Origin of the sequence: Lentzea sp. NPDC004782 (assembly GCF_040609115.1) — a bacterium.
In the GTDB taxonomy this organism is placed as follows: domain Bacteria; phylum Actinomycetota; class Actinomycetes; order Mycobacteriales; family Pseudonocardiaceae; genus Lentzea.
Window position 1 is genome coordinate 1 of the sequence record NZ_JBEXJN010000077.1, and the last position, 15652, is coordinate 15652.

General features: G+C 70.5%; 15 protein-coding genes. 10 read left to right on the top strand and 5 right to left on the bottom strand.

Annotated features, from left to right (window positions below; genetic code table 11):
- The 3 genes from ABZV40_RS41155 to ABZV40_RS41165 form a co-directional block, all read left to right on the top strand.
- The coding region (locus ABZV40_RS41155) for an Lrp/AsnC family transcriptional regulator (RefSeq protein ID WP_355454771.1) at positions 1-514 on the top strand (514 nt) is incomplete at its 5' end.
- Positions 515-606: 92 nt separating this feature from the next.
- Entirely contained in the window at positions 607-2820 is a 2214-nt protein-coding gene (locus ABZV40_RS41160; RefSeq protein WP_355454829.1) for a glycoside hydrolase domain-containing protein, read from the top strand.
- The gene (locus ABZV40_RS41165; RefSeq protein WP_355454773.1) at positions 2817-4094 is read left to right on the top strand and encodes a glycosyltransferase; all 1278 of its coding nucleotides are present in this window, start codon (positions 2817-2819) and stop codon (positions 4092-4094) included. The genes ABZV40_RS41160 and ABZV40_RS41165 overlap by 4 nt, the downstream gene beginning before the upstream one ends.
- Positions 4095-4248: 154 nt before the next feature.
- Here the strand turns inward: ABZV40_RS41165 and ABZV40_RS41170 are convergent, their stop codons facing one another.
- Complete coding sequence (locus ABZV40_RS41170; protein WP_355454775.1) at positions 4249-4827, bottom strand: TetR/AcrR family transcriptional regulator; 579 nt, start codon at positions 4825-4827, stop codon at positions 4249-4251.
- Between the two features lie 85 nt (positions 4828-4912).
- On the opposite strand from ABZV40_RS41170, the gene ABZV40_RS41175 reads away from it, so the two are divergent.
- Entirely contained in the window at positions 4913-5794 is an 882-nt protein-coding gene (locus ABZV40_RS41175; RefSeq protein ID WP_355454777.1) for an SDR family oxidoreductase, read from the top strand.
- A gap of 38 nt (positions 5795-5832) precedes the next feature.
- Here the strand turns inward: ABZV40_RS41175 and ABZV40_RS41180 are convergent, their stop codons facing one another.
- The gene (locus ABZV40_RS41180; RefSeq protein ID WP_355454779.1) at positions 5833-6789 is read right to left on the bottom strand and encodes a LysR family transcriptional regulator; all 957 of its coding nucleotides are present in this window, start codon (positions 6787-6789) and stop codon (positions 5833-5835) included.
- Positions 6790-6973: 184 nt separating this feature from the next.
- Between ABZV40_RS41180 and ABZV40_RS41185 the strand changes: the two genes are divergently transcribed.
- The 6 genes from ABZV40_RS41185 to ABZV40_RS41210 all read left to right on the top strand — a co-directional run bounded on the left by ABZV40_RS41185 (position 6974) and on the right by ABZV40_RS41210 (position 11478).
- Positions 6974-7780, top strand: a complete 807-nt coding sequence (locus tag ABZV40_RS41185; protein WP_355454781.1) for a GNAT family N-acetyltransferase — start codon at positions 6974-6976, stop codon at positions 7778-7780.
- A gap of 171 nt (positions 7781-7951) precedes the next feature.
- Positions 7952-9181, top strand: a complete 1230-nt coding sequence (locus ABZV40_RS41190; RefSeq protein WP_355454783.1) for a serine hydrolase domain-containing protein — start codon at positions 7952-7954, stop codon at positions 9179-9181.
- A gap of 61 nt (positions 9182-9242) precedes the next feature.
- Positions 9243-9656 carry a hypothetical protein gene (locus ABZV40_RS41195; RefSeq protein ID WP_355454785.1) on the top strand — a complete coding sequence of 138 codons (414 nt, stop codon included), beginning with the start codon at positions 9243-9245 and terminating at the stop codon, positions 9654-9656.
- A gap of 111 nt (positions 9657-9767) precedes the next feature.
- Positions 9768-10358, top strand: a complete 591-nt coding sequence (locus ABZV40_RS41200; protein ID WP_355454787.1) for a hypothetical protein — start codon at positions 9768-9770, stop codon at positions 10356-10358.
- Between the two features lie 176 nt (positions 10359-10534).
- The gene (locus ABZV40_RS41205; protein ID WP_355454789.1) at positions 10535-10792 is read left to right on the top strand and encodes a hypothetical protein; all 258 of its coding nucleotides are present in this window, start codon (positions 10535-10537) and stop codon (positions 10790-10792) included.
- Complete coding sequence (locus ABZV40_RS41210; RefSeq protein WP_355454791.1) at positions 10789-11478, top strand: M15 family metallopeptidase; 690 nt, start codon at positions 10789-10791, stop codon at positions 11476-11478. The genes ABZV40_RS41205 and ABZV40_RS41210 overlap by 4 nt, the downstream gene beginning before the upstream one ends.
- A 225-nt stretch (positions 11479-11703) precedes the next feature.
- On the opposite strand, the gene ABZV40_RS41215 is transcribed toward ABZV40_RS41210, so the two are convergent.
- From ABZV40_RS41215 to ABZV40_RS41225, 3 genes are read right to left on the bottom strand one after another with little or no spacing between them, the layout of a single operon-like run.
- Positions 11704-12729 carry an FAD-binding oxidoreductase gene (locus tag ABZV40_RS41215; RefSeq protein ID WP_355454793.1) on the bottom strand — a complete coding sequence of 342 codons (1026 nt, stop codon included), beginning with the start codon at positions 12727-12729 and terminating at the stop codon, positions 11704-11706.
- 17 nt (positions 12730-12746) lie between these two features.
- Positions 12747-14267, bottom strand: coding sequence for a class I tRNA ligase family protein (locus tag ABZV40_RS41220; RefSeq protein ID WP_355454795.1), 1521 nt, complete (start codon positions 14265-14267; stop codon positions 12747-12749).
- The gene (locus ABZV40_RS41225; RefSeq protein ID WP_355454797.1) at positions 14267-15547 is read right to left on the bottom strand and encodes a SidA/IucD/PvdA family monooxygenase; all 1281 of its coding nucleotides are present in this window, start codon (positions 15545-15547) and stop codon (positions 14267-14269) included. The genes ABZV40_RS41220 and ABZV40_RS41225 overlap by 1 nt, the downstream gene beginning before the upstream one ends.
- Between the last annotated feature and the right edge of the window lie 105 nt (positions 15548-15652).

Sequence of the window (15652 nt, forward strand, 5' to 3'; positions counted from 1 at the left end):
GAACCCCGCTGATCAACAGCGGGGTTCGCCGAACCGGTGCCCGCTGCCGGTGCCGCACCGGCCGGGACCGGTGCGGCTCGACGACGGGGACCGCAAGCTCCTCGCCGCGCTCGCCGTCGACGGTCGGGCCGAGCTCGAGCAGCTGGCCGCGGTGACCGGATGGTCGCCGACGACGGTCCGCCGCAGGACGGCCGAGCTTCGCGAACGCGGGGTGCTGTACCTCGACATCGACGTCGACGGCCGCCTGTTCGGTGTCGGCCCTCGAACCCCGCTCTGGCTCTCGGTCGCACCCGCGCACCTGGAGGAGGCCGGCGCGGCGCTGGCGGGGCACCCGGAGATCGCGTTCGCCGCCGCCACGACCGGGCCGTCGAACCTGTGTGCGAGCGTGGTGTGCGCGAACCAACGGGAGCTGTACCGGTACCTGACCACCAGGGTGGCCATGCTGCCCGCCATCACCCACGTCGAGACCGCACCCGTGATCAGGACCGTCAAGCGGGCCGCGAACCGAACGTAGCGCCCCGGCCGGCCGTGTGTTCATTTCGCTGAAACCAAAGTGCGCCCGCGCGGACGTAATGTCTCGTCATCCTCGACGAAATTGATCCTTTCATCGGAACGGCTGCCACCTCACTGCCTGCGGCGCAGGGGCTGGCGGCCACTTGGTGGTGGCCGAAAGCGCAGGTCGGCAACACCCACCCCGGGGCGACGTCCCCGCTCGGCATGGTGTCCGCCTGCGCCTACTCCGGTGCCTACCCGACCGGGTACGGCCTCTACCGGAAGAACACCGAGGGCCAGCCGGAGGAGATGTTCGACCGGCTGCAGGCGTCCGGTTTCACCCACTTCCAGCAGTCCGGCACCGGTGCGATCCGCAAGTACTACAACTACGTGCGGGTGACCCCGATGGTGCAGCCGCTCGACGTCCTCGGCCAGGCCTGGCCGCTGCACGACGAGACCGCTGAAGCCGGGTACTACGCGGCTGCTCTCGACACCGGCATTCGATGTGAGGTCACGGTCGGCGCCAAGGTGGCCGTCCACCGGTACACCTTTCCCGAGCATCGCAGCGCACGGCTCGTCGTCGACCTGTCCTGCGGCGGGCTGGCCATCGACCTCGGCCGCACGGTACCGCTGCGGGCGCACGTGGAAAGCCTCGGCAACGGCCGCGCCCAGGGCACGGTGGTCGTCGAAGGTGTGCCGCTGTCGGTGTACATCAAGGTCGACAGCCCGGGCTGGCGGCAGATGCTCTGGCACGACCGCCGGCTGATCGAGGGTGGCACGCGGCTCGACTTCGACCGCATCAGGCAGACCACGTTGCGCCCGTTCGGGTTGCTGTACATGGGGCCCACCACCGCCGGGCAGACCGTCGAGATCCAGATCGGGTTCTCCCTGCGCGGCTGTGAACAGGCCCGGGAGAACCTGCAGCGCGAATGCGGTGAGGCCGCGCCGGCGTTCGACGCCGTCCGGGAGCAGACCAGGGCCCGGTGGCGCGACCACGTGGGCCGGGTGGAGGTCGAGGGCGGGTCACCCGCCAGGCGGCAGGTGTTCGCGACGGCCCTGTACCACTCCCTGATCAAGCCGTGCTTCGCCGACGACGAGAGCCCGTTCTGGCCGTCCTCCGGGCCCTTCGTGTTCGACATCTGCACGATGTGGGACATCTACAAGACCCAGCTGCCGTTGCTCATCGCCCTCTGCCCGGACCGGGCGGTCGACCTCCTGGAGTCGCTGATCCGGGTCTGCGAGGAGGAAGGCAACTTCCCCATCGGCTATCGGATGGCTCGCGGCGCGGACAGGTTCTTCCGGCAGGCCAGCGCGCTGGTCCACACCGCGCTGGCCGACGTGCACGCCCTCGGCCTCGGCGACCTGGACTGGACCTGGGCGCTCGTGCACATGTACGACGACCTGCGCCGGATGTACGGCGAGGACTTCTACGAGCACGGCGTCGCGCACCCGATCTCGCACACGCTCGACCTCGCCTACGCGTGCCACTGCACCTCAGGCGTCGCGCGTTCCCTGAACGACGTCCAGCTCGCCGACGACCTCGACGCGCGAAGCCGCCTGTGGTCCAACGCGTTCGACCCGGACACCGGCCTGCTCGTCGACTCGTCGTTCTACGAAGGCGGCAAGTGGAACTACTCGTTCCGGCTGCTGCACGACATGGCCGCGAGAATCGCGATGGTCGGCGGCAACGAGGCGTTCGTCAGCACGCTCGACGCGTTCTTCGGCTACGGCGCCCCGCCTGTGGTGCAGCCGGGCAAGCGGCCCGACCCGGCGGAGATGGCGGCCGGCTACCTGCTGAACCGGTTCGAGGGGCTGAACAACGAGCCGGACATGGAAGCGCCGTGGTCCTACCACTACGCGGCCCGGCCGGATCGCACGGCCGAGATCGTGCACGCGGCGCTGACGTGGCAGTTCGGCACCGGTCGCGGCGGCCTGCCGGGCAACGACGACTCGGGCGGGCTGAGCTCCTGGTACGTGTGGGCCTCGCTCGGCCTGTTCCCGGTCGCGGGGCAGAACCTGTTCCTCGTCAACGCGCCCGCCTTCAGCCGCGCCACGCTGCACCTCGGGGACCGCGACTTCGTCATCGAGACCCGCGGACACCGCGAGACGTCCATCAGTTCCGACGGGCTGGACGAGAACCCGCCACCGCAGTACGTGCAGTCCGCCCGGCTGGACGGCAAACCGCTGGACGCGGCGCATCTGCGCGCGTCCGACGTCCACGCCGGCGGCCGGCTGCTGCTCGAACTCGGCCCGCACCCCTCGGAGTGGGGACGCAAGATCCTGCCGCCATCAGTGTCCGACCCGCTCGGAAAGGGGGCTCGCACATGACCAGGCCGAACCGCCGTCTCGTCATCGTGGTCCGGGCCGACCCGGTCATCTGCGGTCACTCCGGAGAAGCCCGCAACCTGGCCGAGGTCGCGCTCACCCGCGGCTTCGACGACGTCCGGCTGCTGACCTGGCCGATACCCGTGCTGCAGGCGGCCGGCCTGCCGCTCAAGCCGCTGGACCGGATCATGCCCTACAGCGAGGGCATCACCGTGGAGCGGCCCGAGCCGGTCGGCGACTACCGGGTACCCGATGGCCGGCACCTGGCCGGGCTGACCGGACGCCTGGTCGAACTGCTCGCCGAGCCGGTCCCGACCACCTGCGTGTCGATGTACCTCGCTCCCCACGACGCCGTGGTGCGCGACGCCGTCGACGCGGCACGCGCGGCCGGCTACGCACCTGACGTCCACACCATCGCGAAGGCGGTCGGCTCGGACGTCACCAACGTGATCCGCTCGTGCCTGCGCGAGGGGCGGTTCGGGGCGGCCGTGGTCCTGTTCACCCGGTTCCTCGCCAACGACCAGGTGACCGCCGTGTCGGAGTACACCAGGCAGGAGATCATCGCCTGCGCAGAGGCCGTCGACGCACACTGCGGCACCCGGTTCGCCCGCCAGTGCGCGCGCCGGATATCGGTCAGCTACCCGCCGATCGACACCTCGGCCTACCTCGACCTCGATCCGGCGCTCGTGGACACCGCCCTGAAGCGGCGCGGCCTGGAACGCGACGGGTACGTGTTGTTCCTGTCCAGGGTGACCCGGGCCAAAGGCATCTACGACCTGGTGGACGCGTTCGCCCGGTGCCAGGCGCGGTCACGCGTCAAGCTCGTGGTCGCCGGCAACGGCCCCGAACTGGAGCACCTCCAGGCGATCACTCGGCACGACGACCGGATCGTCTTCCTCACCGACGTGGAGGACGAGGAAAAGCCGCTGCTGATGAACGGCTGCGCCGCGTACGCGCTGCCGACCAAGCCCGAACCTGACTTCGTCGAGACCTTCGGCATCGCCCTGACCGAGAAGATGCTCGCAGGCGGCGGGCCGGTGATCACGACCACCACCGGAGGCGTCGGCGAAGCGGTGGGCAGGACGGCCGTCGTCGTCGAGGCCGGGAACACCGACGACATCGCCGCCGCGATCGACCGGGTGGTGCTCGACATGTCAGCCGAGGAACGGCAACTCATGGCGGACCGGGCACGCGAGCACGCCCTGTCCTTCGACCGCGTCCGGGTGTTCGACGACCTCTTCGCCACGTCCGACCCAGCTGTCGCGCTGACGGGATGAGTTCCGGCGGCCGACGAGCTCTCACCGGAAGTCGACCGCTGCGCTGCTGAGCTGCGGAAACATGATTCTTGCAGGTCGGCGCGGGTTCGTTCAGGTCCGTTGAGGACCGTTCCGGCATCAGTACGGTGGCCGGGGAGCGGGTGAGGTTGTCCGGTCAGCCCAGCGATGCGCTCGCGGCGCGCAGCTCGTCGAGGGCCTTCAGGAGGTAGGTGGCGAACCCCGCCTCGGGGGCGCGGTCGCCTTCGGACCATTCGGCGTACCCCCGCTTGAAGGCGAGGACGCCGAGTTCGCTGGCGAGGGCGGCGGTCGGATCGGGCACGCCGCGGGCGATGAGGGCGGCGGTCATGGCGGCCGCGAGGCTGACGCTCTTGAGGGCGTCGCGCTCCTGGAGTTCGGTGCTGGCGGCGACGGCCGCCTTCAGCCGGGGAGCGATCTCCCGGCTCGTCGGGCCCATCGCGGTCGAGGCGCGCTCCAGGCCGGCGGCGACCGCTTCGAGCGGGCTGGCGTCGGCGGGGGCCTGGGCGATGCCCTCGGTCAGCAGCCGGCTCAGCGTCTCCTGCCCGGCGACCAGCAGCTCGCGTTTGTCGGGGAAGTGCCGGAAGAAGGTGCTCTTGGTGACCCCGGCGCGCTCGGCGATCTGCGCGACCGTCGTGGCGTCGTACCCCTGCTCGGTGAACAGGTCGACGGCCGCCATGACGAGGCGTTCGCGTGCGCCCGGCTCCCATCGGCCCATGGGTCAATCATATGTGATGGGACTCTTGTCCCATCACTCTGGTACGGTGATGGGACAAGAGTCCCATCACTCGCGGGAGAGTTCCATGCGCGTCTTCGTCACCGGCGGTACGGGCCTGATCGGGTCCGCCGTCGTCGCCGAGCTGCTCGGCAACGGTCACACCGTCCTCGCACTGGCCCGCTCCGACGCCTCCGCCCAGACCGCCTCGGCGGCCGGCGCCGAGGTGATCCGGGGTGGTCTGGCCGATCTGGACGTCCTGCGCGCCGGCGCCGCTCAGGCCGACGGCGTGATCCACCTGGCCTTCGCCAACGACTTCGACAGCCCCGAGGCCCTGGCGAACGCGGTCGCCGAGGAAAGCGCCGCCCTCGCCGCCCTCGGCGAGGCACTCGTCGGCAGCGACCGTCCCTTCGTCGTCTGCTCCGGCACGCCCGCCGTACCGGGCCGCGCCTCCACCGAGGCCGACTCGGTTCCGACCGAGGGGCCGGTCGGTGGTCGCGGTCGTGCGGTCAGGGGAGTGCTGGGCCTGGCCTCGCGCGGGGTGCGGAGTTCGGCCGTCCGGCTGCCGCGGACCGTCCACAACGAGGGCAAGGGCGGGTTCGCCGGTCTGTTGACCGGGATCGCGCGCCAGAGCGGGGTGTCCGGCTATCCGGGCGACGGCACGCAGCGCTGGCCGGCCGTGCACGCCCTCGACGCCGCGGTCCTCTTCCGGCTCGCCCTGGAGCAGGCCGAAGCCGGCACGTCCTGGCACGCGGTGGCCGACGAGGGCGACCAGGTGCGTGACATCGCCGCGGTCATCGGCCGGCGGCTGGGCCTTCCCTGTGAGTCAGTGCCGGTGCAGACCTACGGCCCCCTCGGCGTCATCTTCGCCGCCGACCAGCCCTCGACCAGCACTCACACCCAGCAGGCGCTCGGCTGGGTGCCGAAGCACCCGAGCCTGCTGGAAGACCTGGAGAACATCCAGCCCTGACCGTCAGCCCGGCACAGGGACCCGCTTCCGCCGGACTGTCACGCACGGTCGGGTGCCGGAACAACTACTGAATGCTCAGGCTGCGACGTGATCGCAGTGTGTGTCCGTTCAAGGTGCCGCCGGGCGTCCTCCGCGGCTTGGACGAAGGCGCGAATCAGCGGAGTCTCACTGGCGCTGCGCCACACGGGCGCATACCGCAGGATCGGTCCGTCGGCGATGGGCAGGAAGGTGATGCCACGACGCAGCCGGGAGGCGGCCGCGTACGACCCGACTGGGGACACGAGGTCGCCGGCGGCGATCGCCGTGAGGCCCTCCTCGAGGGTGGCCGCGCCGATTCCGCGTCGGACGGGACGCCCGGCCGGTGTCACCGACGGGGTGTGCGCTTCCCACATGTAGTCGGGAATCGACCCCTCCAACCAGGGCACCGGGTGATCGCCTAGATCCTCCATCTCGACCTGGTCCCGACGGGTCAGCGGATGGTCGGAGCCGACCGCCAGCACGAGCGGCTCGGTGTGCAACTCGGGCCCGACGGCGAGGTCCGGCTCGCGAACCGGGAGCCAGAGCACCGCGATGTCGATTCGGCCGGCGCGCAGCCCGCCCAACGGGTCAGCGAGAGGGATCTCCCGCATGCGCAGATCACAGTGTTGATGCCGCCGGCGGAACAGGTCGAGGACACTCGCGATCTCTTGGTGGTGGGTGTCGAAGGTGCCGATGGTCAGGGTGCCGGTGTGCCCGCGAGCGGTGCCGGCCGCCTCGTCGAGGGCTGCCGCGATCTCGCGGTAGCCCGCGTCGAGCCGGTCGCGAAGCCGCTCCCCGAGCGGGGTCAGCCGTACGCTGCGGCTGGTCCGCTCGAACAGCGCGCCGCCGATCCGGCGTTCCTGCTGCTTGATCGACTGACTCACCCGCGCCGACGACACGTGCAGGCGTTCGGCTGTACGCCCGAAATGAAGCTCTTCCGCCAGCGTCAGGAAGATCTCGATGTCGCGCAGTTCCACCGGGCCGTGTCCCCCTCCGATCGCCCGCGCGAAGTCTACGGCGGACAGTCCGGCCCGTGATCGTGACCTTGAGCGACGGTCGGCGGTGTGGGGCGCGCACGGCGTCGAACGGTAACCGGTGGCTAATCCGGCGGTTCGATCTTTTGCGTTGTTCCGCGCCGACGGCCTGGCGATCGTTGACGCCATGAACGAAGCCTTGATCGAGATCATCGCGGTGCCGGGTGGCCCCTCGGTCTCGCGATGGCAGGCCATGGCGCCGCGAGGCTTCGTGGCAGGGATGGCCACGCTACGACCGATCATCCCGTTCGGAGTCGATTTCCTCCTGCCCGCGGCCCCCGCGCTGAAGCCCGGCGCCGCCGGCCTCGGCCTGCACGTCGAGCCGGGGTGGCGGCGCCGCGGGATCGGCTCCCGGCTCCTGGCCGCCGTCCTGGCAAGGGCGGTCGGGCGCAGTCTGCTGACCGACGTGACCGCGGGCTCGCCCTGGGAGGCGTTCTGCCGGCGGTACGGCTTCCGGCACACCGGGTCCAGGCGGCATGACCTGCTGACCTACTGCGACGTCCACGAAGCCTGGCTGGGTGAGCTGGTTGACACCGCGCACCCCGGATACCGCCTGGTCCACTGGAGCGGCGACCTGTCCGACGTGTTCCAGGTCGAGACGCTGCTCCGCAGCCCGAGCCGTCCCGGTAACGCGCTGCTGACCGTCGCGGAGGCGGACGGCGACCTGGCGGCGTACGCCATGGCGGTCGTCTGTGCCCCGCCCCGGCCGCGCGCCCGCCAGTACGGACCGGCCGTGTCCCCCGGGCATCGCGGACGGCGGCTGGGCCACTGGGTCAACGCCGCCCTGATCCAGCGACTGCGCGAGGCCCACCCACACGTCAACGAGATCCAGACCCACACGGCCGAGGACGACCACGACCTGCTCGTCACGCGCGAGGACCTCGGCTACCACCCCGTCAGGCGAACTCACCTCTACGAGCTCGCCCTGTCATGACCCCTGGTGGCACGCCGAGCCGACCCGTGCTGTGGGAACGAGGTTCGCCGTGAAGCGTCACCGCGCACCGTCAGCGCCGCCGTGAAAAGCCGCGACCCGCCGAACGGCGTGAAACGCCCGGCAGCAAGGCCCACGAGCGGTGGATCGAACACCGAGGACAAGGAGATCGAGATGGGATTCGGCAATGGTGGCTTTTCCAAGTCGGGGCTGCACAGGCTGCGCGAGGTGCTCGAGCGGCATGTCGAGTCCGGGCGGATTCCCGGGCTGGTCGCGCTGGCCGGCCGGGGTGACGAGACGTACGTCGAGACGATGGGGACGATGGCCCACGGCGGTGGGGCGCCGATGAGCCGGGACACGATCTTCCGGATGGCCTCGACGTCGAAGCCGGTGTCGATCGCGGCGGCGATGGTGCTGCTCGACGAGTGCCGGCTGCGGCTGGACGACCCGGTCGAGCCGTGGCTGCCCGAGCTCGCCGACCGGCGGGTGCTCAAGCGGATCGACGGGCCGCTGGACGACACCGTGCCGGCGCGGCGGCCGGTCACCGTGCGGGACGTGCTGACCTCCACGTTCGGGCTCGGCATGGACATGACCGTGCTCGGCACTCCGATCATGGGGGCGATCTTCGAGCAGGGGCTCACCCCCAACCTGCCCGAGCCGATGCCCGAGCCGGACGAGTGGATGCGCCGCCTCGGCGAGCTTCCGCTGATGCATCAGCCCGGAGAGCGCTGGCAGTACCAGATCAGCAGCGACCTGGTCGGCGTGCTCGTCGCCAGGGTCACCGGCCAGCCGTTCGAGACGTTCCTCCGGGAACGCGTCTTCGACCCGCTGGGCATGAAGGACACCGGCTTCCACGTACCCGCCGACAAGATCGACCGGCTTCCTCCGCTGTACGCGCCCGACCCGCGGACCGGCGAGTTCCACGTCTGGGACGCGGCCGAAAGCGGCCGGTGGAGCCAGCCCCCGGCGTTTCCAGGCGGCGGCGGTGGTCTGGTCTCCACTGTGGACGACTACCACGCTTACTTCCGGATGCTGCTCAACCGCGGTGTGCACGACGGCGAACGGATCCTGTCCCGGCCCGTGGTGGAGTTGATGACCACCAACCGGCTGACCCCCGAGCAGAACGCCGCCCGAACGGCCCTGGCCCGTGACAACGTCCACATCTCGTTCGGCCAGGGGCAGCACGGCGGCTGGGGCTTCGGAATGGCGGTCCGCACGTACCGCGGCGACTACGCCCCGATCGGTCAGTTCGGCTGGGACGGCGGCAGCGGCGCCTCCACCTACGCAGATCCGCACAACGACGTCGTCGGCATCCTTCTCACCCAGGTCGGCACGTCCGCGCCGAACTCGGCGCACGCCTTCCACGACTTCTGGACCGCGCTTTACCAGGCGATCGACAACTGACACCAGCCCGCTCGTGACCGGGCGGACTCACCCTCGTCCGTTCAAGAAGGAGTACACCACCATGTCCCGCACCCTCACCCTCACCGACCAGGAGAAGACCACCGTGCGCACCGCCGCGTACGGCGCGATCACGCTTCTCGCCGCCGCGGAGGCCGCCGGCTCGCCGCACAGGGTCGCCGCCACCGGCTCCATCGCCCTGGCGTCCGCGACCGGCCCGATCGGGCACCTGCTCGCGGAGAAGACCAAAGTGCCGAATGTGGACGGCAAGTCCGTGGCGGAGATCGCCGACCACGTGCTACCGGCCCTGACGGCGACCATGACGTTGCTCGCCGAGCAGGACCCGGCGGCCGCCGAGAACTTCCGCAGCACCGTCCTGGTCGCTGTCGATGCTGCCGCCCGGACTCGTCAGAGCGAGCCCGGCCCCACCTCGGCGGAGATGATCCGCAAGATCACTCAGGCGCTCGACGCCGCGTGACCCGATGACCGGCCGCCGGCGACCGGCCACCGTGCCTGACCTGATGCAGCTCGCCATGACCGCGTTCATGGCGGCGGACGCTCCGCGCCCAGGTCGTTCGCCGGTTGACTGGTGATCAACCGCGGCGCCTGGCTCGCCGCGCACGGTTTCTCCGTCACCCGCGACGGACGGCGGTTCGTCTGGCAGAACAGCGGTCCGCTTCCCGTCCAGGACGACCGGCTGCGTTGGTGGTCACTCGCGGAGCTGGGCGAGGAGCCGTTCGTCGACCTGCTCGCCGACATGCTGGAGCTGGGCCACGAGCGGAACTGGTACGAGATCGGCTACGACCGGCAGGACCGGCCGGTCGCGATCAGCCTGCCCGCCCGTACACCGAGCTCCGCGGTGATCGGCCTGGTCGGCGTCGCGACGACCGGTCGCGGTCGCGGTTACGCCACCGCCGTCGTGGCCCGCGGGACGTACGTCCTCGTCACCGCCGGGGCAACGGAGATCCGCGGCGACTGCGACGCCGGGAACATCGGCATGGTCAAGGCCTTCCAGCGCGCCGGGTACCACAACTTCGCCAACCGCAAGATGTTCAGCCGTCCACTGCAGATCCTCAGCACCGGACCCGCCGGGCGGCACCGCTCGGCACCGAACTCGTCGCCCCTTCGGGTCGGCCTGGAAACCGGTCCTCGTTCGGCGAGCTTCCCTCGGGCACCTTGAGGAAGCCGATGGCAGAACCGCGGCCATCCGGGTCGATGACCGATGCGTTGTCCCGGCGCGTCGAACCGGACTCGCGACCACACGCACAACCGGCCGGCCGGGCGGGGACGTCCGCGCATGCCGGAGAAATCCGAAAATCGAATGCCGTGAGGACGTTGATCTGTGAGCCTGGAACGATGGCGGCATTCGCCCGCGGGACCTGCGGGGTGGTGGAGACGGTCGAGCTTGCCGGGGTCCCGTTCCAGGTGACAGACGGACCGCGCGCGACCATCCTCGTCCACCCGGACGACGTCCTGGGTTGTGGCGCCGAGATCGCCACCGAGCAGTCGGACTGCTGGGTCAGCCGGCACGATCTGCGGCTGCGTCCCGGCGCGGTCATCGGCGTGGTCGTCGGATCGTGCCCGCGCAGCAGAGATCGAGAGGAAGTTCTTTGAAGTCGGGAACCCGAGTTTTCGCGCTCATCACGTTCATCGTGTCCGTGGTCCTGGCCGGCACCACGCCGGCGTTCGCCACCGCTGCCCAGACCGTGCAGCTCGCCGCACCGGCCGGCAGCGGCCTCCCGCCCTACGTCGCCGTCATCAAGCCGGTCACCGCGAAGCGGCTCGCCTCCAGCTGGCGCGAAGGCTGCCCCGTCGGGCCCGACCAGCTGCGGCTGATCAGCCTGAACTTCGTCGGCTTCGACGGTGCGGTGCACCGCGGCGAACTGGTGGTCAACGCCGATCTCGCAGTCGAGGTCGCCCAGGTCTTCGCCGACCTGTACTTCGCCCGGTTCCCCATCCAGCGGATGGAGACGATCGAGAAGTACAACTCCGACGACGACGCGTCGATGGCGGCCAACAACACCTCGGCGTTCAACTGCCGGGCGATCACCGGCGGCACCGCCTGGTCCAACCACTCCTACGGACGGGCCATCGACATCAACACCGTGCAGAACCCCTACATCTCCCGCAGCGGCGCGGTCTACCCGCCCAACGGCGCGCCCTACGTCGACCGCACCCAGAACGTGCCCGGCATGATCCACGCGGGCGACGCCACCGAGCAGGCGTTCACCACCCGCGGCTGGACCTGGGGCGGCTTCTGGAACACCCCGATCGACTACCAGCACTTCGAGAAGCCCTGACACCGGCCCGACAGACCCTTAACGCACCAAGTAACACGAACAGCGCCCGGGACCGGCGGCTCTGTGTCCCGGACGACTGGCGAGTGCTTCAGGGGTGGTCCGAACGCGCCGTTGCGCCCACTCGCCCTGCCGGGCAGTTACGTGGATGAAGGGCGCCTTCATCCACGTCAGGTGGAGGAAGGCGCCCTTCATCCACCTCACCGGACGGCGAGTTGCGAACCAACCTCACGCCGCCTCCCCAAGCGCCCCGAGCGCACCCACGATGCGTGCGGCCACCAGCGGAGCCGACCCGAAACCCGAGCCACCGCAGGCCGCCCGCGCCCAGACCGCCGGAGCCACCTCGGTCAGCAGCGCGCCGCCCGTGACGGCGTCGGTGGCGTAGTGGCAGTGCTTCACCGCGACCACGGTGTACCTGTCCACATCGGACACGATGGACGCGGCGAGCAGGCGGTCCACCCACCGGTGGTCGAGCTCGTCGCCGTCGACGGACTGCACCTCCCGGCAGACCGCGTCCGAGCTGATCTTCAGCAGCGTGCCGTCACCGGGTGGCAGCAGCCACGCCCTGCCGTCACGACCGAGGCGTCCGGCGCCGGGTGCGTTCTCCCACCACCGCATGAGCGCCTCCGGCGGCCGCAGGTAGACCATGGTCTGGCGGTGCAGCCGCACCGGGACGCCGACCAGCTCAGCGGTCCAGGGGCCCTCGGCGACCAGCACCAGGTCCGCGCGGAGCGTGCTGCCGCCCTCGACCTCGACGCGTCCGGTGTCGACGGCGGTGACACGGCTGTTCGGCCGCAACGAGACCAGCGGGTGTTCGACCAGCCAGCGCACGGCCGCGACCAGCGCGCGGGTCGCGAGCAGCACGCCGGCGTCGACCTCCAGCACGCCGGCCGCGTCGTCGGGGAACACCAGGTGCGGCAGCTTCTCCGGTTCGAGCGTCTCGACCGGCAGTCCGCACGCCGCCGCCTGCGAGGCCATCTCCGCGGCCTGGGCGCGTGGCCAGGCCGTGACGATGCCGACTCGGCGGTAGAACCTGGTGTCCAGCAACGACTCCAGCTCCAGCCACCGCCGGTGGGCGGCGACGCGGGCGAGGGTGGCGTCCACGTCGTCCGGGACGAACGTCCGGAGCGCGCGGTGCTGGTCGAACGACGTGGACACCGGACTGGGGATGCTGCCGCGGTCGAGCACCGTCACGCGGTGCCCGGCCAGCGCGCACTCCACCGCCGTGACGAGACCGGTGACACCGGCTCCCACGATGACGACCCCGGCCATCACTCGGGGAGTTCCGGCAGCGGGCGGGGTGTGAACTCCTGCACGTCGAACAGCCCCGGGATCGTGGTGTCCGGCAACGCCGACGCCGCGAGGTCGGTCAGGATCGGCGCGGCGCAGCGCAGGAAGACGTCGACCTCGTGGCAGAAGTCGCCCGCGTTGTCGCCGGTGAGCGGGAAGGCGTCCAGCCGGGCCAGCTGCTCGGTCAGCGTGAACGCCGCCGCCGTCACGCTGAACCGCCGCACGTCGTAGGCGCCGGCGAAGCGCTCCACCATCGACCGGGCGGCGGCGCGGGATCGTTCCGAGACGGGCAGCGGCGCGGACGGCAGCGCGTTGACCTTGGCCGCGACCCGGTTCCACGGCGCCACGAGGCGTGACGACGTCACCTCGGCCATCGCGGCGCGGGTGAAGTTCGTGCGCTGGAACTCCGGACTGGTCGAGGCGAGGTAGAACCGGACGAGGTCGCGAGGGACGCCGGAGTTCAGCAGCTGCTGGCCGGTCACCAGGTGGCCGCGGCTGGTGGAGAACTTGTCGTTCTCCAGCTCGTAGAACTCGTTGGTGACGAACCGCTCCGGCAGCACGTACTCCTCCAGCGCGAGCAGCATGGCGACACCGGCGACGGCGAACGCGAAACCCGCGTCGGAGCCGAAGAAGTACACGACCTCGGTGTCACCGAGCCACAGCTGGTCGTCGCTCTCCAGCACCTCACCGCGGCGCCCGGCGGCGAGCGCGGAGGCGTGGATGCTCCACGTGATCGTCTCGGTGTCCGAGTAGATCACCTGGCCGTCGACCTCGGGGAACGGCGCGGGGATGCCCCAGGAGATGGGCAGCGTGATCGGGTAGTCCGGCAGCGGCCGCGCCAGCATCTCCTCGATCATCCTGGCGAGCCTCGGCCGCAACGTCGGCGCGTGCCGCGCGAAGAACTCCTCCAGGCCCGCCCGGTACTCCTCGACCGGCAGGACCAGCACCTCCGTCTCGCGCAGTTCGACCGCGGCGTCCGGGTCCGAAGTGGACCTGGGGTCGACGAGCTCGCCGGACGCGATCCAGTGGCCGCAGCCCTCGCACAGCCCGGCGCAGCCGTCGGTCAGGCACACCGGGCAACCGCCTCGCACGTACGCGTCGGTGAGGAACTCCCCCGTGGACGGTGAGTACGGGAACTTCACCGCGCGCAGCCGCAGTTTGCCCGCGCTGTGCAGGCGGTCGAAGAACGTGACGACCGTCTTGACGTACCGCTCGTCGAACCGCACGAAGCCGTCCGCCTCGATGCCCATCGCCGCGAGCGACGCCTCGACCTCGCTCGCCGACTTCTCGCGCAGTTCCTCCGGCCGCACGCCGAGGCGGCGCGCGGTGGTGACGATGTAGTTCTGGGTCGAGTGGATGCCCGTGCCGAACAGCACGTCCCGGCCCGCGGCACGGGCGTACCGCGCGCAGATGTCGGCGGCCAGGAACGGTCCGGCGAGGTGGCCGAGGTGCAGGTCGCCGTTCGCCGTCGGACCGGGGGCGATCACCAGCAGCTTGCCCATCACGCACTCCTCAGCTCGGCGGCGCCCCGGCGGGCGAGCAGGTCGTTGACGATGTCCTGGGAGCGGTGCGCGAGCACGCTGATCAGCGAGTCGGACATGCCGTGCGTCTTCTCGTTGACGCCCTGCAGGTACAGCGCGCCCCAGGCCGCGTCACCGATGTCGACGCGGTACTGACGGCTGACGGCGATGTCGTCGAGCCCGAGCCGATCGGCCAGGTCGCGTGCCATCGCGGGCATCCGCTGGTCGTAGCCGGTGCCGAGCACCACGAGGTCGCAGCGCACCGGGTCGACCTTGCCGGTTCTGCGGTCGCGCAGGTCGAGCACGATCTCGTCACCGTCGGCCCGCGCGGCGACGACCTCGGTCATCGACCGGACGCTGGAACGCCGCGGTCCCAGCACCTTCTGCTGGTACAGCATCGTGTAGAGCTCGTCGAGGAACGGCGGCGCGAGGCCCGCGTAGTTCGCGAACCGCATCTCGTCGAGGATCTGCGCGCGCACCTCTTCCGGCGTGTCGTAGAACTCGTCCACATAGGACGGGAAGAACGCCTCGTTGACGAACTTGCTGGTCTGGTAGTTCTGCAGGCCGATCGACCGCACCACCATGGTGACCCTGCTGTCGGGCAGGTCGGAGTGCAGCGCGTAGAAGATCTCCGCGGCGCTCTGCGCCCCACCGACCACGACGGCGTGCAACGGCCGATCCTTCGGCACGGCACCGATGCGGTCGAGGTACCGCGAGCTGTGCAGGACCTTCTCGGCCGGCAGACCCTCGAACACGGCGGGCACGTGCGGGTCGCGGCCACCGCCGACGACCAGGTCGCGGCACCGCACGACATCGCCGTTCGCGAGCGTCACGGACCAGCCCGTGATCACACCGTCCGCGCCGCGCACCGGCTCGATCCGTTGTGCGGCGGCGTTGTAGCGGACCGAGACCCGTTCCAGCGACGACGCGACCCACTGCAGGTAGTCGGACATCTCCCAGCGGTAGGGGTGGAACGTGCCGAGGTTGACGAACTCGTCGAGCCTGCCGTGGTCGTGCAGGAAGCTCAGGAACGAGAACCGGCTGGTCGGGTCGCGCAAGGTCACGAGGTCCTTGAGGAACGAGACCTGGCTGCGCGCCCACGGCATCAGCGTGCCGCGCTGCCACTTCACGTCCGCGTGCTGCTCCAGCACGAGCGTGTCGGCCGCGAGCTCGCGCGCACCGGACTCCTCGATCGCGACCGCGAGGGCCAGGTTCGCCGGGCCCGCGCCGATCGCCAGTACGCCAACGTCTTGGACAGTCACACGTCCCCCTCTGTTCATCCCCGAGTGGCGATCCAGAGGCTAGGTAGCGGCTCTTCCCAACAGGTAGGGGAACTGTTCCCGATCAGATGGGCAAACACGATTCCC